The 21941-nt window shown below is 72.6% G+C and carries 16 protein-coding genes and 1 tRNA gene; 10 read left to right on the top strand and 7 right to left on the bottom strand.

Annotated features, from left to right (window positions below; all coding sequences use genetic code 11):
- The first annotated feature begins 1 nt into the window (after window position 1).
- From eboE to OEIGOIKO_RS06080, 6 genes are all read left to right on the top strand, one after another.
- Window positions 2–1381 carry a metabolite traffic protein EboE gene (gene eboE, locus OEIGOIKO_RS06105; protein WP_125052539.1) on the top strand — a complete coding sequence of 460 codons (1380 nt, stop codon included), beginning with the start codon at window positions 2–4 and terminating at the stop codon, window positions 1379–1381.
- Entirely contained in the window at window positions 1378–2772 is a 1395-nt protein-coding gene (locus tag OEIGOIKO_RS06100; protein ID WP_125052537.1) for a nucleotide pyrophosphatase/phosphodiesterase family protein, read from the top strand. Before eboE ends, OEIGOIKO_RS06100 begins: the two co-directional genes overlap by 4 nt.
- Before the next feature lie 130 nt (window positions 2773–2902).
- A complete protein-coding gene (locus tag OEIGOIKO_RS06095) occupies window positions 2903–4012 on the top strand; it encodes a sugar phosphate isomerase/epimerase family protein (RefSeq protein ID WP_125052535.1) in 1110 nt (369 codons plus the stop codon).
- A gap of 85 nt (window positions 4013–4097) precedes the next feature.
- Window positions 4098–4481: a chorismate mutase gene (locus OEIGOIKO_RS06090; protein ID WP_125052533.1), complete on the top strand. Its 384-nt coding sequence runs from the start codon at window positions 4098–4100 to the stop codon at window positions 4479–4481.
- Between the two features lie 114 nt (window positions 4482–4595).
- Window positions 4596–5174, top strand: coding sequence for a hypothetical protein (locus tag OEIGOIKO_RS06085; protein ID WP_125052531.1), 579 nt, complete (start codon window positions 4596–4598; stop codon window positions 5172–5174).
- Between the two features lie 172 nt (window positions 5175–5346).
- The gene (locus OEIGOIKO_RS06080) at window positions 5347–6003 is read left to right on the top strand and encodes a PASTA domain-containing protein (protein ID WP_125052529.1); all 657 of its coding nucleotides are present in this window, start codon (window positions 5347–5349) and stop codon (window positions 6001–6003) included.
- Window positions 6004–6162: 159 nt separating this feature from the next.
- On the opposite strand, the gene OEIGOIKO_RS06075 is transcribed toward OEIGOIKO_RS06080, so the two are convergent.
- Both OEIGOIKO_RS06075 and OEIGOIKO_RS06070 read right to left on the bottom strand, forming a co-directional pair.
- On the bottom strand, window positions 6163–6759 hold the full coding sequence (locus tag OEIGOIKO_RS06075) for a class I SAM-dependent methyltransferase (protein ID WP_125052527.1): 597 nt from the start codon (window positions 6757–6759) through the stop codon (window positions 6163–6165).
- Window positions 6760–6813: 54 nt separating this feature from the next.
- The gene (locus tag OEIGOIKO_RS06070) at window positions 6814–7935 is read right to left on the bottom strand and encodes an NAD(P)/FAD-dependent oxidoreductase (RefSeq protein ID WP_125052525.1); all 1122 of its coding nucleotides are present in this window, start codon (window positions 7933–7935) and stop codon (window positions 6814–6816) included.
- A gap of 91 nt (window positions 7936–8026) precedes the next feature.
- On the opposite strand from OEIGOIKO_RS06070, the gene OEIGOIKO_RS06065 reads away from it, so the two are divergent.
- On the top strand, window positions 8027–8635 hold the full coding sequence (locus tag OEIGOIKO_RS06065; RefSeq protein ID WP_125052523.1) for a helix-turn-helix domain-containing protein: 609 nt from the start codon (window positions 8027–8029) through the stop codon (window positions 8633–8635).
- 40 nt (window positions 8636–8675) lie between these two features.
- Here the strand turns inward: OEIGOIKO_RS06065 and OEIGOIKO_RS06060 are convergent, their stop codons facing one another.
- Genes OEIGOIKO_RS06060 through OEIGOIKO_RS06045 form a run of 4 tightly spaced genes read right to left on the bottom strand, consistent with a single transcriptional unit; the run spans window position 8676 to window position 15257 of the window.
- Window positions 8676–10040, bottom strand: coding sequence for an OFA family MFS transporter (locus tag OEIGOIKO_RS06060; protein ID WP_174857131.1), 1365 nt, complete (start codon window positions 10038–10040; stop codon window positions 8676–8678).
- Window positions 10041–10073: 33 nt separating this feature from the next.
- Window positions 10074–12248: an acetate--CoA ligase family protein gene (locus OEIGOIKO_RS06055; protein ID WP_125052521.1), complete on the bottom strand. Its 2175-nt coding sequence runs from the start codon at window positions 12246–12248 to the stop codon at window positions 10074–10076.
- The gene (frc, locus tag OEIGOIKO_RS06050; RefSeq protein WP_246177230.1) at window positions 12248–13531 is read right to left on the bottom strand and encodes a formyl-CoA transferase; all 1284 of its coding nucleotides are present in this window, start codon (window positions 13529–13531) and stop codon (window positions 12248–12250) included. Before frc ends, OEIGOIKO_RS06055 begins: the two co-directional genes overlap by 1 nt.
- 10 nt (window positions 13532–13541) lie before the next feature.
- A complete protein-coding gene (locus tag OEIGOIKO_RS06045) occupies window positions 13542–15257 on the bottom strand; it encodes a thiamine pyrophosphate-binding protein (RefSeq protein ID WP_125052519.1) in 1716 nt (571 codons plus the stop codon).
- A 279-nt stretch (window positions 15258–15536) separates the two neighbouring features.
- Here OEIGOIKO_RS06045 and OEIGOIKO_RS06040 point away from each other — a divergent pair.
- Window positions 15537–15621: transfer RNA gene (locus OEIGOIKO_RS06040), tRNA-Leu, on the top strand.
- A gap of 503 nt (window positions 15622–16124) precedes the next feature.
- Here the strand turns inward: OEIGOIKO_RS06040 and OEIGOIKO_RS06030 are convergent.
- Window positions 16125–16814: a hypothetical protein gene (locus tag OEIGOIKO_RS06030; RefSeq protein WP_125052517.1), complete on the bottom strand. Its 690-nt coding sequence runs from the start codon at window positions 16812–16814 to the stop codon at window positions 16125–16127.
- A 599-nt stretch (window positions 16815–17413) separates the two neighbouring features.
- Here OEIGOIKO_RS06030 and OEIGOIKO_RS06025 point away from each other — a divergent pair.
- Both OEIGOIKO_RS06025 and aroF read left to right on the top strand, forming a co-directional pair.
- Window positions 17414–20299, top strand: coding sequence for a helix-turn-helix transcriptional regulator (locus OEIGOIKO_RS06025; protein ID WP_125052515.1), 2886 nt, complete (start codon window positions 17414–17416; stop codon window positions 20297–20299).
- A 434-nt stretch (window positions 20300–20733) separates the two neighbouring features.
- Window positions 20734–21783, top strand: a complete 1050-nt coding sequence (aroF, locus tag OEIGOIKO_RS06020) for a 3-deoxy-7-phosphoheptulonate synthase (RefSeq protein WP_125052513.1) — start codon at window positions 20734–20736, stop codon at window positions 21781–21783.
- The last annotated feature ends 158 nt before the right edge of the window (window positions 21784–21941 follow it).

The raw sequence follows: 21941 nt of genomic DNA, 5'->3' as shown, positions 1-21941 counted from the left end.
GATGCGCTTCCGGCACCCCGACGGTTCGACCGTCCATCTCGCGTACTGCACCAACGTCCACCCGGCCGAGACCCTGGACGGGGTGCTCGCCCAACTCCGGGACCACTGCGAGCCCGTACGCAAGCGACTCGGCCGGGACCGTCTCGGCATCGGCCTGTGGCTCGCCCGCGACGCCGCCCGCGCGCTCGTCCACGACTCGGCCGCACTGCGCGGGCTGCGCCGTGAACTCGACATCCGCGGCCTCGAAGTCGTCACCCTCAACGGTTTCCCGTATCGCGGGTTCGGCGACAGCCACGTCAAGTACCGCGTCTACCGGCCCGACTGGACCGAGCCCGCGCGCCTGGACCACACCGCCGACCTCGCCCGGCTGCTGGCCGCCCTCCTCCCCGACGACCTGACCGAGGGCACGATCTCCACCCTGCCCCTCGCCTGGCGCACCGACTTCGACGCGGTACGCGACGCCGCCACCCGGCACGCCACCGCCCTCACCGCCCTGCACACCCTCGCCGGCCGGCTCGACGCCCTGGAAGAGCTCACCGGCCGCTCCATCCGTGTCGGCCTGGAGCCCGAACCCGGCTGCCTGGTCGAAACCACCGCCGACGCCGTCGAGGCGCTGGGACACGGGCGGAGCAAGCCGTCCGGGTCAGCCGCGTCCGCCGGGCCAGCCGCGTCCGCCGCATCTGCTGCGTCCGCAGGGCTCACCGCGTCCGCCGAGCCCGTCAAACCCACCGATCCCACCGATCCCACTGAACCCACTGAGCTCACCGGGCTCACCGAGCTCACCGAGTCCACCGAGCCCACCGCACCCCCGCCCCACCGCATCGGCGTCTGCGTCGACACCTGCCACCTCGCCACCTCCTTCGAGGACCCGCACACCGCTCTCGAAGTCCTCGGCCGGTCCGGCGTCCCCGTCGTCAAGGCCCAGCTGTCCGCCGCACTGCACGCCGAACACCCCGGCCGTCCGGACGTACGCGCCGCCCTGGGTGCCTTCGCCGAACCGCGGTTCCTCCACCAGACCCGCACCCGCACCCCCGACGGGCGGCTGCGCGCCACGGACGACCTCCACGAAGCCCTGGCCGGGGAAGACGCCGGCGGGCTGCCGGACACGGCGCCGTGGCGCGCCCACTTCCACGTGCCGCTGCACGCCCCGCCCGAGCCGCCCCTCACCTCCACCCTGCCCGTCCTCCGGGCCACGTTGGCCCTCCTCGTGGGCGGGCCCGTACCGCGCACCCGGCACCTCGAAGTCGAGACCTACACCTGGCAGGCCCTCCCACCCGGCCTGCGCCCCCGCAGCAGAAGCCGCCTCGCCGACGGCATCGCGGCCGAACTCGCCCTCGCCCGCGACCTGCTGGCCGACCTCGGACTCAAGGAACTCCCATGAGCGCAGCACCGAACCGCCTGCTCGTCCTCGACGTCGTCGGCCTCACCCCCCGCCTCCTCACCCACATGCCGCACCTCCAGGCATTCGCGGACACCGGCGCGTCCGTGCCGCTGGACACCGTGCTGCCCGCCGTGACCTGCACGGTGCAGTCCACGTTCCTCACTGGCGCACCACCCGCCCAGCACGGGGCCGTCGGCAACGGCTGGTACTTCCGGGACGTCGGCGAAGTCCACCTCTGGCGCCAGCACAACGCCCTCGTCGCAGGTGACAAGGTCTGGGACGCCGCCCGCCGCGAACACCCCGGCTACACGGTCGCCAACGTCTGCTGGTGGTACGCCATGGGTGCCGACACCGACTGGACCGTCACCCCGCGCCCCGTCTACTACGCCGACGGCCGCAAGGAACCCGACTGCTACACCCGGCCGCCGTCCCTCCACGACGAACTCACCAGCCGCTTCGGCACCTTCCCCCTCTTCACTTACTGGGGCCCCACCGCATCCCTCACCTCCTCGCAGTGGATCGCCGACGCGACCCGCCACCTGCTGCACACCCGCCGCCCCGACCTCACCCTCTGCTACCTCCCGCACCTCGACTACGACCTGCAGCGGTACGGCCCGGACGACCCCCGCGCCGCCGCGGCCGCCGCCGCACTCGACACCGTCATCGGCCCCCTCCTGGCCGACGCGCGCTCCGCGGACATCACGGTCGTCGCCCTGTCCGAATACGGCATCCGGCCCGTCCGCCGCCCCGTGGACGTCAACCGCGCCCTGCGCCGCGCCGGCCTGCTGGAGGTGCACACGCAGGACGGGATGGAATACCTGGACCCCACCGCTTCCCGGGCCTTCGCCGTCGCCGACCACCAGATCGCCCACGTCTACGTACGCCGTCCCGAAGACCTCGACGCGGCCCGCGCGGCCCTCACCGGACTGCCCGGCCTGGACCGGCTGCTCGACGACGAAGGCAAGAAGGCGTACGGCCTCGACCACCCCCGCTCCGGCGAACTCGTCGCCCTCGCCGAGCCCGACGCCTGGTTCACCTACTACTACTGGCTCGACGACGCCCGCGCCCCCGACTTCGCGCGCCTCGTCGACATCCACCGCAAACCCGGCTACGACCCGGCCGAACTCTTCATGGACCCCCGCGACCCGTACGTACGCCTGCGCGCGGCGACCGCCCTGGCCCGCAAGAAGGCCGGCCTGCGCTACCGCATGGCGGTCGTCCCGCTCGACCCCGAGCCCGTACGCGGCAGCCACGGCCTGCTCCCCGCGGCCGGAGCCGACCCCGCCGACGGCCCGGTCCTCATCTGCTCCGCACCTGACGCACCCCTGCACACCCCCTTCGCCGCCACCGACGTGAAGTCCCTGCTCCTTCATCTTGCCCGCACCCACTGACAACGGGCCCCGTCCACGCACCGACCACACGCCCAGCCCACGTACCGACCACGCGCCCCGCCCACCCACCGACAGCGCCCCCCATCCCTCTTACCGCCCTCCGCTCACCCGACCGAGGAGCCAACCCACCATGCCTTCCCACCGGCCCAACCCCGACGATCCGCAGCAAGCCGCCCTCAGACGGACCCTCCACCGCCGCGGATTCCTCGGCGTCGCCGCCGGCGCCTCGGCGGCCGCGCTCCTCGGCACCGGAGCAGCCCCCGCGTACGCCGCCCCGCACGGCACACAGCCCGCCGCCCCGGCGACCCCAGCCCGGCCCCCCGCCCGGCACCCCTTCCACCGCCCCGTCCTCCCGCCCGGCCGCCTCGGCATCCAGCTCTACACGCTCCGCGACCAGACCTCGTCCCTCGGTTTCGCCCGCGTCTTCGAGGAGCTCGCCCGTTACGGCTACGACGAGGTCGAGTTCGCCGGTTACACCCAGGGCTCCGCCGGCGCGATCACCCTGCGCCGGATCAAGCGGCTCCTCAGGGACAACGGCCTGCGCGGCATCGGCAGCCACGTGGGGTACGCCTCGGCCGACCCCACCGCGTACACGTTCGCCACCGCCCTGACCAAGGTCCTCGACGACGCCGAGTCCCTGGGGCTGCCGTACGTCGGCACCCCGTCCGTCCCCGACCGGTACGGCAACACCGTCGACGCCTGGAAACGCGCCGCCGCCGAATTCAACGCGTACGGCGCCGCCGCCCGGGCCCGCGGGATGCGCTTCTACCACCACAACCACGCCGAGGAATTCGCGTTCGCCACCGACGACCCGCGCGTCCGTCTCTATGACGTCCTGCTCGCGGAGACCGACCCGCGGCTCGTCTTCTTCGAGATGGACATCTTCTGGGCCTATGTGGCGCAGTACCGTTTTTCCCGGCGCCCGGACGGCACCCCCGCCCCCTTCGAACCCCTCGACTACGTCCTGGCCGCGCCCGCCCGCTACCCCCTCTTCCACGTCAAGGACGGCGAGCACGACACCGCCACCCAGGACGGCTACCGCATGGTCGACGTCGGCGACGGCGACATCGACTACCGCCGCTTCCTCTCCGCCGTGGAGCGCCGCCGCGGCCGCCGCTCCGCCCACTGGATCGTCGAACGGGACGACGCCGTGGACCCGGCCGCCAACCCGGCGGGCTCCCTGTCGACCGCCCGCCGCTCCGCCCGCCATCTGCGGAGCCTGCGCGCACCGCACGGTTAAGCCGTACGCCCGTGGCCGGGTAGTGTGCTCAGGATCAGCGCTACCCGACCGGGGCCACCGGTACGACCAGATTGGCGAGACGTACATGAGCGAGGGGACCGCACCACCGGCGGGCGACGCGACCTCCGTCGCCGACGAGCAGGCGCGGGAGCGCCTGCTCTACCTGCGGGGCAGCATCGACAACCTGGACGCCGCACTCGTGCACCTGCTCGCCGAGCGCTTCAAGTGCACCCAGCAGGTCGGCGAGCTGAAGGCCCGCCACAACCTCCCGCCGGCCGACCCGGCCCGCGAGGCCACCCAGATCGCCCGTCTGCGCAGACTGGCGGAGGACGCCAAACTGGACCCGGCTTTCGCCGAAAAGTTCCTGAACTTCATCATTGGCGAGGTCGTACGCCACCACAAAGCCATCGCGGACCAGGAAACAGGCCGGGAGGGCACCCCCGGCCGGCGCGATGTGACCATCGGCTGACGGTTCCGGCACGCTCCAGCGTGTTCCGGCGTGCTCCGGTCCGGCTTGGCGGGAGCGGGTGGCCGCCGGTCGCGGAGACCTCCGTTGTCAGTGGTCGGCGTTACCGTCCGTGACATGACCGCAAGAAATCTTCTGCTGGACCGGATCGAGCGCACCCCGGACGTCCGGGAACTGCTGCGCTCCTCCTTCGCCTTCGACGTGGGACGGCGCAACGGCCACGGCCTGCGGCTCGCCTCGGGCGCGTCGCTGGAGCCGATCGCCGGAGAGTTCGCTGGCGGGACGTACTTCCTGTGCCCGGAGGAAGACGGCCGTCGGCCGGTGGTCTACGCGAGCTCCGAGGGGGAGGGCGGACTGATGGCCGACGATCTGGCGGACGCCCTGGAGATCATCGTCGGCCTCGACTGGAGGGACTGCCTCGGCTTCTCCGGCGGCGGCGACGCAGCCGTCATGCAGGTGTCCGCCCAGCATCTGGAACGGCACCTGGCCAGGGACAACCCGGAGATAGCCGAGGAGCGTGCCCGGGTGGCCGAGGCTCTTTCGCTCCGTGTCGTGCCCGTCGCCGACCTCGTCGTCCGGCTGCACGCGGCCGCCGCGCGGACCGTGCCCGAGTACGTGGTGACCACCGAGGACGGGGAGGAGTACGGTCCGCTCTTCGGTGCGTACTCGGAACCGCGCCTGGGTGGCTGGGACTGAACCATCGGCCGCCCCGGCCCGGCGGCGTGCCCACCGGCCGCACCCGGCCTGACGAACAGGTTTTCCCCCGGTCCCGCGCACAACCCTTGCCGGCGGTCGGAGGTCTCCGTCACCGTCACAACCTGTCACGACGCCATCTCTGCACCGGCGCCCTTCCCGTACTGGGGGAACCATGCACCGCACCACCGTCACCGCCGCTGCCCTCGCGGTGCTCTGTCTCGGTCTCACCGCCTGTCAGCCCGCGGGGAGCGCCGACGGCGCTGCCGGCTCGCCCACGAAGGCGGCGGCGGAGCCCGGGGTGGCCGCGGAGACCACGCCGGGGCCCGCTCCGGCCCGGAAGGCCACGCTGCCCGACCTGGTGGGGAAGGGGTTGCAGAGCGCGCAGGACTCCGCCCAGGCGGCCGGGTTCCGCTTGCTGCGCAGTCACGACGCGCTCGGCCGCGGACGGATGCAGGCGCTCGACCGGAACTGGAAGGTCTGTACGCAGACCCCGGGGCCCGGCCAGGCCGACACCGGCCGGACGGTGGACTTCGGTGCGGTGAAGCTGACGGAGTCCTGCCCCGAGACCGACGCCGGGTCCGGGGCCGCGGCGGACGTGTCCGCCGGGGCCGGATCGGCCATGCCGGACTTCCGGGACAAGTCGGTGAAGGTGGCCCGGCGCGCTCTCGATGCCGGTACCAGCGTCACGGTGAAGGACGCGTCGGGCCGCGGGCGGATGGTGCTCGTGGAGTCCAACTGGAAGGTGTGCCGCCAGAGCCCGGCGGCGGGCACGAAGGTGGATGGGCAGCCGGTGACGCTGGAGGCGGTGAAGTTCCAGGAGGACTGTTGAGGAGGAGAGGGCCCGTTGAAGCCCCCTGAGCCCCTTGTACCCCCTGAACCCCTTGTGCCCCCTGACCCACTTGTGCCCCCTGAGCCCTCTGACCCCCTTGGGCCCTCTGCCCCCTGATCCCTCTGAACCTGCCGAACCCGCCGACATCCGACATCCGCTTCAGCGCGGTCGCCGGGCCCGCAGAACGGTGTCGTGGGTGTGCGAGGTGCCGGCGGGCGCGGGAACCGTCCGGGGGCGGGTCTCGTTGATCTGTACGGTCCAGTCGGGGTCGAGGAGCCGGGCGATGTCGGCGGGCCGGTAGTAGTCGGCCGGGTCGAAGTCGGGCTGCGCGGGCAGGCCGGTCATGTCGTGGCCGACGAAGAGCAGGGTGCCACCGGGCGCGACGGCGGCCAGCAGCCCGCGCAGCGCGGTGTGCTCCGGTTCGTGCGTGAGCGGGAAGTACTGGACGGACACCAGGTCGAACGCGTCGGCCGGGGGCGGCGTGACGGCCACGTCGGCCCGTGCCCAGGCGACGCGGTCGGCGACGTCGGTGGCCGCTTCGGCGGCGCGCCGCAGGGCGACCTCGGAGATGTCCACCCCGGTGACCTGCCAACCCTGTCGGGCGAGCCACCGGGCGTCGGCGCCTTCACCGCATCCCACGTCGAGTGCCTGCCCCGGCGGGAAGCCGGTGATCTCGGTGACGAGCACGCCGTTGGGTGATCCGCTGAAGAGCTGGTCGCGGCTGCTGTACCGGTCGTCCCAGAACTGGGCGTCCATGCGTTTCTCCTGGGGGAGCGAAAGGGGGAGGGGAGGGGAGGGAAGGGAAGGGGGTTACAGACCGTGACGCCGGTCGCCCGCCACCAGCTCGCAGACACGGGCTTCCGACGCGGCGGAGAACGGGTCCTTACGGGCCCGCACCGCGCGGCGGGTGTCCTCGGCGACGAGATCGGCGTTGATCGCCCCCGCCGCGGCCGAGCCGGAGGCGGCGGACCCGAGGACGTTCGCGGTGAGGTCGGCGGCGTTGCCCGCGGCCCACACGCCCGGCACGTCCGTCAGACCGGCCGGACCGGCGGCCAGGTGCGAGCCCATGCCGCTCGGGTGCTCGGTGGGGGCCAGCCCGAGGGAGTCCAGGAGCGCGGCCGTCGTGGCGCCCGGGACGGCGCGGGGCGCCACCGTCAGTGCCTGGAGCGGGAGCACCTCGCCGGTGCCCAGGCGGACTCCGGTGAGGCGGTCGTCGGTGATCTCCAGGCCGGTCACCTCGCCGGGTACGACCGCGATGCCGCGCGCCGCCAGCTGCTCGGACTCCTCGTCCGTAGGGTGGGGGCCGGTGTGCAGCAGGAGGGTGAGCCGGTCGGTCCACTGGCGGAACAGCAGGGCCTGGTGCACGCCCATCGGGCCGGTGGCCAGGACGCCGATCGGCGCGTCGCGTACCTCCCAGCCGTGGCAGTACGGGCAGTGCAGCACATCGCGCCCCCACCGCCGGGCGAGGCCGGGGACGTCGGGCAGTTCGTCGGTGAACCCGGTGGTCAGCAGCAGCCGTCGCGCCCGTACGGTGCGCCCCGCGTCGTCGGTGACCGCGAACAGGCCGCCGTCCCGTACCGCCGACCGCGCCCGGCCGGCGCGGACCTCGACCCCGTAAGCGGCCACTTCCCGCCGTCCCGCCGCCAGCAGGTCGCCGGGCGGCGCGCCGTCGCGGGAGAGGAAGCCGTGCATGTGGGCTGCCGGTGCGTTGCGGGGCTCACCGGCGTCGATCACCAGGACGGACCGCCGGGCGCGGCCCAGCATGAGCGCCGCGCTCAGGCCCGCCGGACCGCCTCCGACGATCACCACGTCGTACCGGTCGCTGTCGTACCGGTCGCTGTCATATCGGTCGCCGTCGTACCGGCCACCGTAGTCGGGCCGGCTTTCCCGGAGTTCCCGGAGTTCCCGGAGTTCTCGGTCTTCTCGGGTCATCGTGACCACCTCCGCCCACCAACCTGCGCCCTCTCCCACCGCTCTGACAAAGTTCTTTGCGGAAACCGCAAAACGTGGGCACAGTGGAGGGGTGAACGGCGAGCGGACGGGCGACGACTTCGAGGCTGTGCTGGCCGCGGTCGGGCCGCGGCTGCGCGAGGTGCGGCGCCGCCACGGAGCCACGCTGACAGCCGTGTCGGAGACCACCGGCATACCGGTCAGCACCCTGTCCCGGCTGGAGTCCGGGCACCGCAAGCCGGGGCTGGAGCTGCTGCTGCCGCTGGCCAAGGCTTATCGGATGCCGCTCGACGAGCTGGTCGGCGCCCCGGCCGCCCTCGACCCACGGGTACACCCGAAGCCGTTCACCCGTAACGGCATGACCGTCGTCCCGCTGAGCCGCAACCCCGGCGGCCTCCAGGCGTTCAAGCACATTCTTCCCGCGGGCCCGGCCGACCGGGAGCCCGACCCGCGTTCGCACGAGGGCTACCACTGGCTGTACGTCCTCAGCGGACGGCTGCGCGTCGTCCTCGGCGCGCAGGATCTCGTCCTGACCAGCGGCGAGGTCGCCGAGTTCGACACCCACCTCCCGCACTGGTTCGGCAACGCCGACGCGCGGCCGGTGGAATTCCTCAGCATCCTCGGCCCCCAGGGCGAGCGCTTCCACATCAAGGCCCGCTACCGGCCCACCGATTCCCGGTAGGCCGGAGCGGGCCCTCGTCCGGAGCGGGCCGGCCCGCCCCTCACCCCACCTCGACCGCCCCTCCCTTCCCCGCCGGCCGCCGCAGCAGCAGGGACAGGCCCGCTGCCAGCAGGCCCACGCACCCGGCGACCGCGTACGCGCCCTCGTACCCCCACGCCGCCACGACCGCCGCGCCGAGGCCGCCGCCCAGGAGGCCGGAGACCAGTTTGGAGCTGTAGACGAGGCCGTAGTTCGACGCGTTGTTGTTCTCGCCGAAGTAGTCGGGGACGAGGGCGGCGAAGAGCGGGAAGAACGCGCCGCCGCCGAAGCCGGACAGGAAGGCGAAGACGAGGAACAGGGGCTGGTTGGCGTGCTCCCCGGCCCACAGGACGCCGAACTGGGCGAGGCCCAGGACCAGGCACACGTACGTCAGGGTCACGCGCCGCCCCAGCCGGTCCGAGAGCCAGCCGACCACGCCCCGGCCCGTCCCGTTGACGACCGACATGATGCCCATGGAGGACGCCGCGACCAGCGGCCCGAACCCGGCGTCCTTGGCGTACGGCACCTGGAAGGAGATGCCGAAGATCGAGACGCCGGCGGTGCACAGCAGGCAGACCCACATCAGGGGCAGCATGCCCGTACGGACGGCCTCGCGCGGGGTGAACTGGGCCGCCGCGGGCGGGTTCTTGCGCAGCGCGGCGGAGGTACGGGCGTCGCGCGGTGCGGCCAGCGGGTCGACGTGGGCGGGCCACCAGTTCTTCGGCGGGTCCTTGAAGAACAGGCCAGCTACCGCGGTCAGCAGCAGCACGTACAGGCCGACCAGGTCGAGGACGGTCCGGTAGTTGCCGGCGTCGAAGCCGTAGGAGAACAGGAAGATGAACGGCACGGCGCCGTACGCGAAGCCGCCGTTGACGAAACCGGTCTTGCCGCCGCGCCGTTCCGGATACCACTTGCCGACCGTGTTGATGCAGGTCGCGTAGACCAGCCCGGCGCCGGTGCCGCCCAGCACGCCGAAGCCGGCGATCGCCCACCGGATGTCCGCGGCGTGGCTCAGGCTCAGAAAGCCCGCCAGGGACAGTACGGACCCGCAGAGCATCGCGGCACGGCTGGTGAGCAGGCCCTTCTCCCGCAGTCTGCCCGCGGGGAAGGCCACCGCCGCCTGGAAGAAGATCCAGACGCTCAGGACCCAGAAGGTGTCCGTGTGCGTCCAGTGGTGCGCCGCGGAGAGCGTGGTCTCGGCGGCTCCGAAGGCGTACTCGAAGATGCTGATACCGAGCATCGCCGCCCAGGGCAGCAGCACCATGGTCCACCGGGGGTGGCCGAGCAGCTGCCGGTCGGTCTCGCCCATGCGGTAGACCCGCCCGTGCGCGTCGCGGACCTCGGTGACCGTGGTGCGGTCCGCGCTCCTGACGTCCTGAGTGGTCACCTCACATCGCCTCCCGTCGCCTCGCCGTCCGGATCACAGCAGGCCGGCGGCGCGTGCCCACCGGTATTTCGCGCCGAGCGCCGCCACCGGCTTCTCGGTCGTGTACGGGTACGCCACCACGCCTCGCGCGAAGAGGTACGCGCCCGCCTCCGCCACCTCGGTGTCCCCGGCCAGCGACGCCACCACCGGCTTCTCGACCCCGGCCGCCCGGAACTCGGCGACCACGCGCGCCGTCAGCTCCGCGAAGACCATCGGCGGGGTGACGAGGGTGTGCCAGTAGCCGAGGACCAGGGCGTGGACCCGGGGGTCGCGCAGGGCGAGCCGGATGGCGGCCTCGTACGTGGCGGGCGGTTCGCCGCCCGTGATGTCCACCGGGTTGCCGGCGGCCCCGAAGGGCGGGATGAACTCCCGGAAGGCGGCGTCCAGGTCGTCCGGGACGGTCATCAGGCGCAGCCCGTGATCGACGGCCGCGTCCGAGAGCAGGACGCCCGAGCCGCCCGCCCCGGTGACGATGAGGACGTTCTCGCCCTTCGGCGTGGGCAGCACCGGCAGCGCCCGCGCGTACTCCAGCATCTCGTCGAGCCCCGGCGCCCGGATGACGCCGGCCTGCCGCAGGATGGCGTCATAGACCGCGTCGTCCCCGGCGAGCGCGCCGGTGTGCGACCCGGCGGCCTTGGCGCCGGCGCCGGTCCGCCCCGCCTTCAGCACCACGACGGGCTTCTCACGTACGGTCTTCCGCGCCGCCGCCACGAACGCACGGCCGTCCTTCAGGTCCTCCAAGTGCATCGCGATGCTCCGGGTGTGCGGGTCGTGGGCGAAGTACGTGAGCAGGTCGTCCTCGTCCACGTCCGCCTTGTTGCCGAGGCCGACGATCGCCGAGACGCCCGTCCCGGTGGCGCGCGCGAAACCCAGGACGGCCATGCCGATGCCGCCGGACTGCGAGGTCAGCGCGACCGGGCCGGTGACGTCGTACGGGGTGCAGAAGGTGGCGCACAGGTGGTGCCAGGGGGAGTAGTAACCGTAGATGTTCGGGCCGAGCAGCCTGGTCCCGTACTTCTCGGCGATGGCCACGAGCCGTTCCTGGAGGGCGTGTTCGCCGGTCTCGGCGAAGCCGGAGGGGATCAGTACGGCGTTCGGGATGCCCTTGCGCCCCACTTCCTCCAGGGCCGCGGGCACCAGCCGCGCCGGGACGGCGAAGACCGCCACGTCGGCGCCGTCCGGGACGTCCGCGACGGAGCGGTACGCCGTACGGCCGAGGATGGTCCCGCCCTTCGGGTTCACCGGGTGGACCGCGCCGTCGAAACCGCCGTCGAGCAGATTGCGCAGTACCGCGTGCCCGATCTTCCCCGGTTCGGCGGAGGCGCCGACGACGACCACCGAGCGCGGCCGCATCAGCCGCTCCATCGAGGCGAGGATCTCCTCCTCGGAGTAGCGGCGGCGCTGCGGGGGCGGCCCGTCGCCGAGCACGATCCGTACGTCGGCGGCCAGCACGCCGTCCGGGGAGGCGAACACCGGGTTCAGATCGATCTCCGCCACCTCGGGGAAGTCGGCGGCGAGCCGGGACACCCGGACGATCAGGTCCGCCAGGGCCGCTCGGTCCACGGCGGGCCCGCCGCGTACGCCGCGCAGCACCTCGGCCGCGCGGATGCCGTCCAGCATGGACTCGGCGTCCTCCGTGGAGGCCGGCGCGAGACGGAAGGTGACGTCCTTGAGCGTCTCCACCAGCACTCCGCCGAGCCCGAAGGCGACCACCTTCCCGAAGGTCGGGTCGGTGACCGCGCCGACCAGCACCTCCAGCCCGCCCTCCGGCGCCATCCGCTGCACCAGTACGCCCTCGACGCGGGCCTTCGGGGCGTACGCCGCGGCGTTCCGTACGAGCGCCGGGAACGCCTCGCGCACTTCGGCGGCCGAGGAGAGCCCCACCCGTACACCGCCCGCGTCCGTCTTGTGCGGGATGTCCGGCGAGACGATCTTCAGGGCGACCGGCCCGCCGATACGGGCGGCGAGCGCCACCGCCTCGTCCGCCGTTTCCGCCAGCCCCTCCGCCGGGGTGGGAATCCCGTACGCGTCCGCGAGCAACCTGCCCTCGGGAGCTGTCAGCGTCGTACGCCCGGCCGCCCGCGCGGCCCGCAGCACCGCTGCCACGTCCACCGTCGCCGCCGCCGCTGCCGCGTCCGCCGCTGCCGCGACCGCCTGTCGGTCCGCCATCAGATGACCCCGTCCGTCGCGAGGCGCCGCAATTCCTCGGCGCCGAGCCCCAGCTCGCCGCCGTACACCTCGTCGTTGTGCTCACCGAGCAGCGGTGAACACACGATCTCCACGGGGGAGTCGGACAGCTTCAGCGGCGATCCGACCGTGGTGAACGTGCCGCGCCGCGGATGCCGGACCCGGACGATCATCCCGTCGGCGGCCAGCGACGCGTCCCGCACGATCTCCTTCGTGGACAGCACCGGACCGCAGGGGATGCCGTGCGTGGTCAGCCGCTCCAGCACCTCCCACTTGGGCAGCGTGGCGCTCCACTCCTCGACGAGCTGGAAGACCTTCGCCAGCTTGGGCAGCCGGGCGGCCGGCGTCGACCACTCGGGGTCGTGGGCCAGCTCGGGCCGGCCGATGAGCCGGGAGAGCGGTTCCCAGCCGGCCGGCTGCACGATGACGTACACATAGTCGTTGGGGCCGCCCGGCGCGCACCTGACCGCCCAGCCGGGCTGCCCGCCGCCGCTCGCGTTGCCGCTGCGCGGCACCTCGTCCCCGCAGGTGTCGTCCGGGTACTCAGGCAGCGGACCGTGCTCCAGCCGCTGCTGGTCGCGGATCTTGACCCGGCACAGATTGAGCACCGCGTGCTGCATCGCGACCTGCACGCGCTGTCCGCGCCCGGTGCGTTCCCGCTGGTAGAGCGCGGCGAGGATGCCGGCGACGCAGTGCACCCCGGTGCCCGAGTCGCCGATCTGCGCGCCGGTCGCCAGCGGCGGCCCGTCCGCGAACCCGGTGGTCGCCATCGAGCCGCCCATGGCCTGCGCGACGACCTCGTAGGCCTTGAACCGGGTGTACGGACCCTCGCCGAAGCCCTTGATCGAGGCGTACACGAGCCGCGGATTGATCTCCTGGACACGCTCCCAGGGGAAGCCCATCCGGTCCACGGCACCCGGCCCGAAATTCTCCACCAGCACGTCGGACCGGCGGATCAGCTCGGTCAACAGCTCCTTGCCGCGGTCGGTCTTGGTGTTGAGGGTGATGCTGCGCTTGTTGCAGTTGAGCATCGTGAAGTACAGGGAATCCACGTCCGGTATGTCCCGCAGCTGCCCCCGGGTGACGTCCCCGGTGACCGCCTCCAGCTTGACGACGTCCGCGCCGAGCCAGGCGAGCAGCTGGGTGGCGGACGGGCCGGACTGCACATGCGTCATGTCCAGGACCCGCACGCCGCTGAGTGCCTTCCCGCCGGCCTCCTGAGCCGGGACCGTGCTCATCGAGTTCATCGCGCGCATCGCGTTCATCAGCGGCTCCTCACTTGTACATGGTCTGGTTGACGGTGCCGGGGGCGTACGCGTCCGGATCGATCCAGACGTTGACCAGCGACGGCTTGCCGGACTGCCGGGCGCGCTCCAGCGCCGGCCGGATCTGCGCGGGGTCGCGGACCTCCTCGCCGTGCCCGCCGAGCATCCGCGCGAACGCGTCGTACGGCACGTCGCCCAGCGTGTTGCCGAGCCGCTCGCGTGCCGCGCCGTACTTGGCGCGCTGGCCGTAACGGATCTGGTTCATCGAGGAGTTGTTGCCGACGATCCCCACGAACGGCAGGCCGAAGCGGACCAGCGTCTCGAAGTCCCAGCCGGTCAGCGAGAACGCGCCGTCCCCGAAGAGCGCCACCACCTCCGTCTCCGGCCGCGCCTTCTTCGCCGCCAGCACGAACGGCACGCCGACGCCGAGCGTCCCCAGCGGCCCCGGGTCCATCCAGCGGCCCGGCGCCTTCGGCTGCACCACCTGACCGGAGAAGGTGACGATGTCGCCGCCGTCCCCGATGTAGAGCGAGTCCTCGGTCAGGAAGTCGTTGATCTCGCTGACCAGGCGGTACGGGTGGATGGGCGCGGCGTCCGAGCGGAGCAACGGCAGCCGCTTGGCCAGCGCGGCCTCCTCGACGGCCCGCAGCTCCTCGATCCACTCCTTGCGCCGCCCGGCGCCCGCACTCGCGTCCACCCGGCCCGAAGCGGCCTGCGCGGCAGCGGCCAGCACCATCCCCGCGTCGCCCACGATCCCCAGGTCGACGTCCCGGTTCCGGCCGACCGTGCGGTAGTCCAGATCGATCTGCACGACGGTCGCGGCGGGGGACAGCCGCCGCCCGTATCCCATCCGGAAGTCGAAGGGGGTGCCGACGATCACGATCAGGTCGGCGCGGGCGAAGGCGTGGCGGCGGGAGAGCTGGAAGTGGTGCGGGTCGCCGGGCGGCAGGGTGCCGCGGCCCGCGCCGTTCAGGTACGCGGGGACGTTCAGGGCCCGTACGAGACCGGCCGCCGCGTCCGTACCGCGCGTCGTCCACACCTGGCTGCCGTACAGGATCGCCGGCCGCTCGGACCGTACGAGCAGGTCGGCCAGCTTCTCGACGGCCTCCGGATCGCCTGCCGAACGGGTCGAGGCACGGTAGTGCCCGGCCCGGGGCACCCGCGCCGTGTCCCGCGGCACCTTCGCGTCCAGCACGTCCCGGGGTATCTCCAGAAAGGCGGGTCCGGGCGCGCCGTGGAAGCACTCGCGGAACGCCATCGAGACCATGTCGGCCACCCGTGCCGTGTCCGGCACGGTGGCCGCGAACTTCGTGATCGGCGTCATCATCTCGACGTGCGGCAGATCCTGGAGCGACCCCATCTTGTGCTGGCCGCGCGCGCCCTGCCCGCCGATCAGCAGCATCGGTGACTCGGCACGCAAGGCGTTGGCCACACCGGTCACGGCGTCCGTCGTGCCGGGACCCGCGGTGACGACCGCGCACCCCGGCCGCCCGGTGATCCGGGCATGGGCGTCGGCCGCGTGCGCGGCGACCTGCTCGTGCCGGACGTCGACCACGTCGATGCCCTCGTCCGCGCAGCCGTCGTAGATGTCGATGATGTGGCCGCCACAGAGGGTGTAGACGACGTCCACTCCCTCCGCCTTGAGCGCTTTGGCGACGAGGTGGCCGCCGGAGACGAGGTCGTGGGGGGTGGTGTCCGGGGCGAGGTCAGGGGCTTCGTCGGGCATGGGGGCATCGCTTCCCTTCGAGGGCTGTGGCCGTGGCTGCGGCTTGCGGTAGATCGCATACAGTCGACGAATACTGTATGGAGCCTGTATCCCGCATCGGGCCGCCGCTGTCCAGGGCCGACCGCACCGTTCCGGCCACCGGATCGAACAGGGGATGCCCTGGTATGACCCATAACCCTCGGTTATGTCCCCACGCGCATACGCAGGTGAAACCCACTCCAAAACCTTGGTATTGTTGTCCATGTCGCCGCGGGGAACACCCCGCGAAGACCACACCTGGTCCGGGTGGCGGAATGGCAGACGCGCTAGCTTGAGGTGCTAGTGCCCTTTATCGGGCGTGGGGGTTCAAGTCCCCCCTCGGACACAAGAGCTTCGGCACGTTCACAAGAACGTCTCGAAGCGTGCACGAACTATCGGTCGAGTCATGTGACTCACCGGTATTTCGTCGTTTCTGGGGCCTTGAACCTTGCGACCGGCTCGATGAGGGGACGAGGCGGTGGCGGTCCAGGTGCTGTGCCTCTCGTCTTTTGGTCAGCCTCGTTCGAAGGTGCTGGTGGGTGTGCGGTGCGGCCGACCCCGCCATCGTCCAGCAGCCCTCGCGGCCGTCCCAGCGCAACGATCGATCGCTTCCGGCCCAGCCCGTGAGTTTCCGCTCGTGCTCCCACATCGTGTGCGCCGGGAGCCAGCAGCCGAACCATTTACCACCAGCGTGGCGAGCTGACCGGAGGCGTGGCAGGGGGGATGGCTCAGCGGCCTGTCATGGGTGATTACGAGGTCGCCCTGGTCGACCTTGATGAACCTGCGGCACTGCAAACACGTGCGGCTGAACCTACTGTCGTTCACGTCCCCCTCCGAATGCGCTGCTCGTCAGGCAGGCCACGACGTCGGAGGTGGGCCGAAGGCGCGACGGGCGGCCCGTACGGTCAGGGCGGCCAGGGCGGCATTGGCGCCACCGCCGATCGCGGCGCCGATACCGAACGGTGCCACTCGGCCGAGAACGATGATGCCCTGCTTGGTCCCGTACTTCGTGACGAAGTTCCTGCCCAGGATCTTGTTGATCTGCCGCAACGTCTCGACCGGCACTTTGGTGACGACGTGACGTCCCCAGTGCTGTCCCGTCCGCTCGGCGACCGCGGTGATGGTGGTGGAGCCGGTCCCGCCGAGCATGATGCCCAGCACGATCGTCCGGCGGCGCTCGATCATGTCGATGGGGACGCCGTGGACTTCGGCGATCGAGAGGGCGAAGAGGGCGGTCAGTTCGAGAGACGACAGGGCCTCGCCTGCCGACAGTGCCAGTGCGACTCCCGTACCGATGCCGGGGGCGGCCGCAGTTCCGCCGATCGCGGCACCGGTCCCGGTCAGGGCGCTGACGTACATCCGCTCCAGATTACGGATCACCTGCGCCGGTGTCGCTTCCGGGTTCCGTTGGCGGGCCCGGGCGACGTTCTTGCGCACCAGGGGGCTCTGGCCGCCGATTGCTTGATCCAGGAGGTCGAGGACTCGCTGCCCACGTAACTCTGCTGCCGGAACCGGTCTGTCGTGGGCGTCTGTTGTCATGCCTTGATCTCCTTAGGCCGTCAGAGATCAAGTCTGCCACTCAGGCTGCCAGTTCTGGGGTGTTTCGCGACAACTCCGATCTGTCCGGGCTCGGAGCCGCTGCGGTCCGCCTTGTCTGTCGCGGGGGATCGTCGCGTCACTCCGGAGGCCGGGCCCGCCGCGAGGTGACTGAGGCTGCGGAGGTGGTCGGCGCTGGTGGCGTGTCCGGGGACGGCGGGGTGAGAGGTGTGCTCGGGCAAGGAGGGTTTCGGGGTAGCTGCTGGGGTGGGGCCCGGAGAGCTTTCCGGGGCTTTTCGTTACGGGTAGTGAGGGTTTTGGGGGAGGTCGCGGGGAGGGCGCCGGAGGGGAATGGTGGACTCCTGAAATACTTTCCGGTGCGGCCTGGTCGGAGGGCCGGTCCGGGGTAATGTTGAGGTAATGCGGAACATGTTAGGCGGGGCGGTCGGCGCCGGGGTGCGGACGCGGGCGGTGACCGTTCCGGAGGCCGGGATAAGCGGCCGGTGTGGATTTCCTGTGACCGTGGGAGCCGAAGGGTCGGTTGCGGCTGGATATCCGTCCAACTGAACAACGCGAGTCCGGATACGGGGGTGAACCGGCTCATGAAGTTGGTGGAGCGGGACACGGAGCTCTCCGTCCTGGAGGGCCTGCTCGACGCCTGCGCGGCCGGGCGTGGCGGAGCGGTGGTGGTCGGTGGCGCGGTGGGCAGTGGCAAGACGGCCCTGCTGCGCGCCTTCCAGGAGCGGGCCGCGCCCACCGGGGCCCTGTGGCTGCAGGCCACGGCGGCCGCGGCGGAGAGGGAGGTGCCGCTGCGCGCGGCGGGGCAGCTGCTGCGTACCGCGGAGCTGGCCGGCGCGGGCGCGGAGCCGGTGGTGTGGCTGCCGCCGCCGGCCGGGGGCGGTGGCGCGCCGGTGCGGGCGGCCGCGGGGGCCATTCCCGCGGAAGTCGCCGTGAACGTCGTTCCCCGGGTGTGCGGCATTCTGTTCGCCCAGGCCAGGAAGCGGCCGGTCGTCGTGTGTATCGACGATGTCCATCAGGTCGACGCCTATTCGCTGGAATGTGTGCTGTATGTGGTGCGGCGGCTGGCCGTCAGCAGGATTCTGGTGGTTCTCGGGGAAAGCAGTGGCACGGCGTGGGAGGACAGTCCGGCGCGGCGGGAATTGCTGCGCGGTCCGGCGTGCCGATTCCTGCACGTCGGTCCGTTGCCGCGGGACGGTGTCGTCGCCATGCTGGCCGCCGGGCAGAAAGGGCGGCGTTCGGCGCCGCCCGTTCCGGAATTCCACCGGCTGAGCGGCGGCAGCCCGCTGCTGATGGAGGCGCTGCTGGACGACTACGCGGACGCGGAGCGGGCCGGGGGCGCCGGGCCGGTGCCCGGAGAGGCGTACGAGCGCGCCGTGGCGCAGTGCCTGAGTCGCAGCGACGACGTCACGCGGCGTACGGCGTGGCTGCTGGCGGTGCTCGGGGAGCGGGCCGCGCACGGCGGGCCCGCCGAACTGCTCGGGGTGTCCCGCCAGGCCGGCGAACGCGCCCTGCGCTCCCTGCACGACATGGGGCTGCTCGCCGACGGCCGGTTCCGGCACGAGGCGGGGCGGACGGCGGTGCTGCGGCGGGCGGAGCCGCCGCGCAGCGCGCGCCTGGAGGCCCGCGTCGCCCAGGTGCTGTACGAGCGCGGTGCGCCGGCGACCGCACTGGCCCGCCACCTCGTCGCCGCGGAGACCGTGGACGCGCCGTGGGCGCTGCCCGTGCTGCTGGAGGCGGCGGAGGCGGCGCTGGCCCGCGACGAGGTGGGCACCGCGCTGGACTGCCTGCGCGTGGCCAGGGACAGCTGTGCGGACGAGCAGCAGCTGCTGGAGGTCAGGCTCGCCCTGGTACGGGCCGGGTGGCGGGTCGACCCGTCCGCCGCCGTACGGCACTTGTCGGCGCTCACCGACGCGGCACCGGCCGGGCGGCTCACCACGCGCGCCATGAAGGAGCTGGTCGGCCATCTGCTGTGGTTCGGCAGGGCGGACGATGCTTTGGAGGTGTTGCGGATCGTGGAGGAGAAGGACGGGGAGGAGGAGGGCGGGGAGGAGGACGGTGCGGGGGTGGGGCTGGAGTCGGTGCGGTTCTGGTTCGCTTACGGGTATCCGGGGCTTGCGGGGAAGTACCGCGCCGAGGTGGCCGCGGGCCCGTACCGCGGTACGGCGGCGGGTGCCCGGACCCCCGGCCTGACGCCCGAGCAGGACACCCAGCAGCGCGCGCTCGCACTGATGGCCTCCGTACTGGACCAGCGGGTGACCGGCGACGTGACCGGGCGCGCGGAGCGGATTCTCCAGGAGACCCGGCCGGAGGACCGTACTCCGGCGGCGGGACTGGCGGCGCTGGTCGCGCTCATCGTCGCCGACGGGCTGCCGGAGGCGGCCCGCTGGTGCGAGATCCTGCTCGCGGAGGCGCGGGAGCACCGCACGCCCATGTGGCAGTCGCTGTTCGCCTCGGCCAAGGCGTTCATCGAGATCAGACTCGGCGAGCTGGCAGCGGCGGAGGAGTCGGCGCACACCGCGCTCACCGTCGTCCCGCCCGAAGGGTGGGGGGCGGCCGTGGCCGCCCCGGTCGCCGCGCTGCTGTACACGAAGGCCGCCACGGGCCGGCTGGACGAGGCGGTGGCCCACCTGAAGGTCCCGGTGCCCGACGCGGCGTTCCGGACGCCCGCCGGGCTGCTGTACCTCTGGGCCCGCGGCCACTACCAGCTCGCCGCCGGCCGGCCGTACGCCGCGCTGGAGGACTTCCACCGCTGCGGTGATCTGATGGCCCGGTGGCGGCTCGACCTGTCCGGGCTGGTGCCGTGGCGGACCGACGCCGCGCAGGTCCATGTCGCGCTGGGGGACGACCGCCGCGCGCGGGACCTGCTGGAGGAGGAGCTGGTCCGTACCGGGCACCGCCCGCTGTGGACGCGGGGCGTGGCGCTGCGGGTGCTGGCGTCGCTGGCCGAGCACGCGGACCGGCCGCGGCTCCTGGGGGAGGCGATGGACCTCCTCCAGCGTGGCGGGCACCGGCTGGAGCTGGCGTACGCGATGGCGGAACTGTCGTACAGCTACTGGGACGTGAACGACGACAGCCGGGCCCGGATCGCGGCGCGCAAGGCGCAGCAGCTGATGCGGGAGTGCGGCATCAAGGCGCCCGTCCTGAAGGCGTCGCCGGTCGGCGCGGCGAGCGCCTGCCCGCCCGAGCGGTCCGGGGCGGGCTGCGCCGGACGGCCGCCCGCCGAGCTGAGCGGCGCGGAGCTGCGGGTCGCGACGCTCGCCGCCCGTGGCTACACCAACCGGCAGATCGCCGCGGCGCTGTTCATCACGATCAGCACCGTGGAGCAGCACCTGACCCGGGCATACCGGAAGCTGGGCGTGCAGCGCCGTACCGACCTGGCGACGCGGCTGGAGCCGGACACCGTGGAGGACACCGGCCTCGACGGGTGCGGGGACGGCGCCCGGCGGGACTGCCTGCGTGCCGGGTAGGAGGAAGGGGGAGGGACGGGCGGGAGCGGGGCAGGCGGGAGCGGGAACAGGCCGGAGTGCGGGACGGGCGGGTGCGGGGACGGGCGGGAGCCAGGGGCAAGCCGGAGCGCGGGACGGGCGTGCGGTGCCGCGGTGGATGTTGCGCGGTTGGACAGTCCGGCGCGGGCGTGTGGAATGATTGACGGTGATACAAGAATCCGCGAACTCCGTTGAAAAGCAGGGGAGTTGATGCCGCCTGGCGGCTCGACCGGAGTTGGCGGGCGGGTGCGTACCGGGGCCGCTTCCGGAGGCGTCCGGGGCCGCGGCGCCGCGGCCGGACGGTCCGTACGGGCCCCGGCACCCGGTCCGGCGCGCGGCGGTGCGGGCGTGCGCCGGTGTCTCGTCCAACCACATCCGGCCGGCCGGTGCCGGCCACTCAACGGGAGGAACCCCTCATGGTGGTGGTGATGGCCCCCGGGGCCACGCAGGAGGATGTCGACGCCGTCGTCGGCCTGGTGCGCTCGGCGGGTGGTGACGCCTTCGTCAGCCGGGGGGTGACCCGGACGATCGTCGGACTCGTCGGGGACGTGGACGAGTTCGAGGCGCTCAACCTGCGCAGCCGCAGGGGCGTCCTCGACGTCGTACGGATCTCCGTGCCGCACAAGCTGGTCAGCCGGGAGCACCACCCCGCCCGCTCGGTGGTGCGGGTCGGCGGTGTGCCGATCGGGCCCGACACCCTGTCCGTCATCGCGGGACCGTGCGCGGTGGAGTCCGCCGAGCAGACGCTCGCCGCGGCGCGGATGGCACAGGCCGCCGGGGCCGCCCTGCTGCGCGGCGGCGCGTACAAGCCGCGCACCTCGCCGTACGCCTACCAGGGGCTGGGCGAGACCGGGCTGCGCATCCTCGCCGACGTGCGGGCCGAGACCGGGCTGCCGGTGGTCACCGAGGTCATCGACCCGGGCAGCGTCGAACTGGTCGCCTCCTACGCGGACATGCTCCAGGTCGGCACCCGCAACATGCAGAACTTCGCACTGCTCCAGGCGGTGGGCTCGGCGGGCAAACCCGTGCTGCTCAAGCGCGGGTTCGGCGCGACCATCGACGAGTGGCTGATGGCCGCCGAGTACATCGCGCAGCGCGGCAACCTGGACATCGTGCTGTGCGAGCGCGGCATCCGTACGTTCGAGACGCGGACCCGCAACACGCTGGACATCAGCGCGGTGCCGGTGGTCCAGCGGCTGTCGCACCTGCCGGTGATCGTGGACCCGTCGCACTCGGGCGGCCGCCGGGAACTGGTCCTGCCGCTGATGCGGGCGGCGCTGGCGGTCGGCGCGGACGGCGTCATGATCGATGTCCATCCGGCGCCGGAGACGGCGCGGTGCGACGGTGACCAGGCTCTGCTGGAGGCCGACATGCGGGAGATCGCCAGTACGGCCACGATCCTGTCGCCGCTGATGGGCCGGACCCTCACCCAGCCGGTGCCACAGGCCGCGGCCGCCGTCTCCTGAGATTCCAGGGACCCCGGCTCCTCCCGGCGGGGTGCGCACCGCCGGTAGGGGTACCCCGACGGGCGGCCGGACGAAAGCGCACACGACCCACCGTCCGGCCGCTTGGTACAGGCCAATTTCCGCGCCGGCGGACGGACGGGTGGGGCGTCCGGGGGCCG

Source organism: Streptomyces paromomycinus (assembly GCF_003865155.1).
Classification (GTDB): Bacteria; Actinomycetota; Actinomycetes; order Streptomycetales; family Streptomycetaceae; genus Streptomyces; species Streptomyces chrestomyceticus.
Note: the sequence above shows the minus strand (reverse complement) of the source record. Positions and strands in the feature narration are given on the sequence as shown.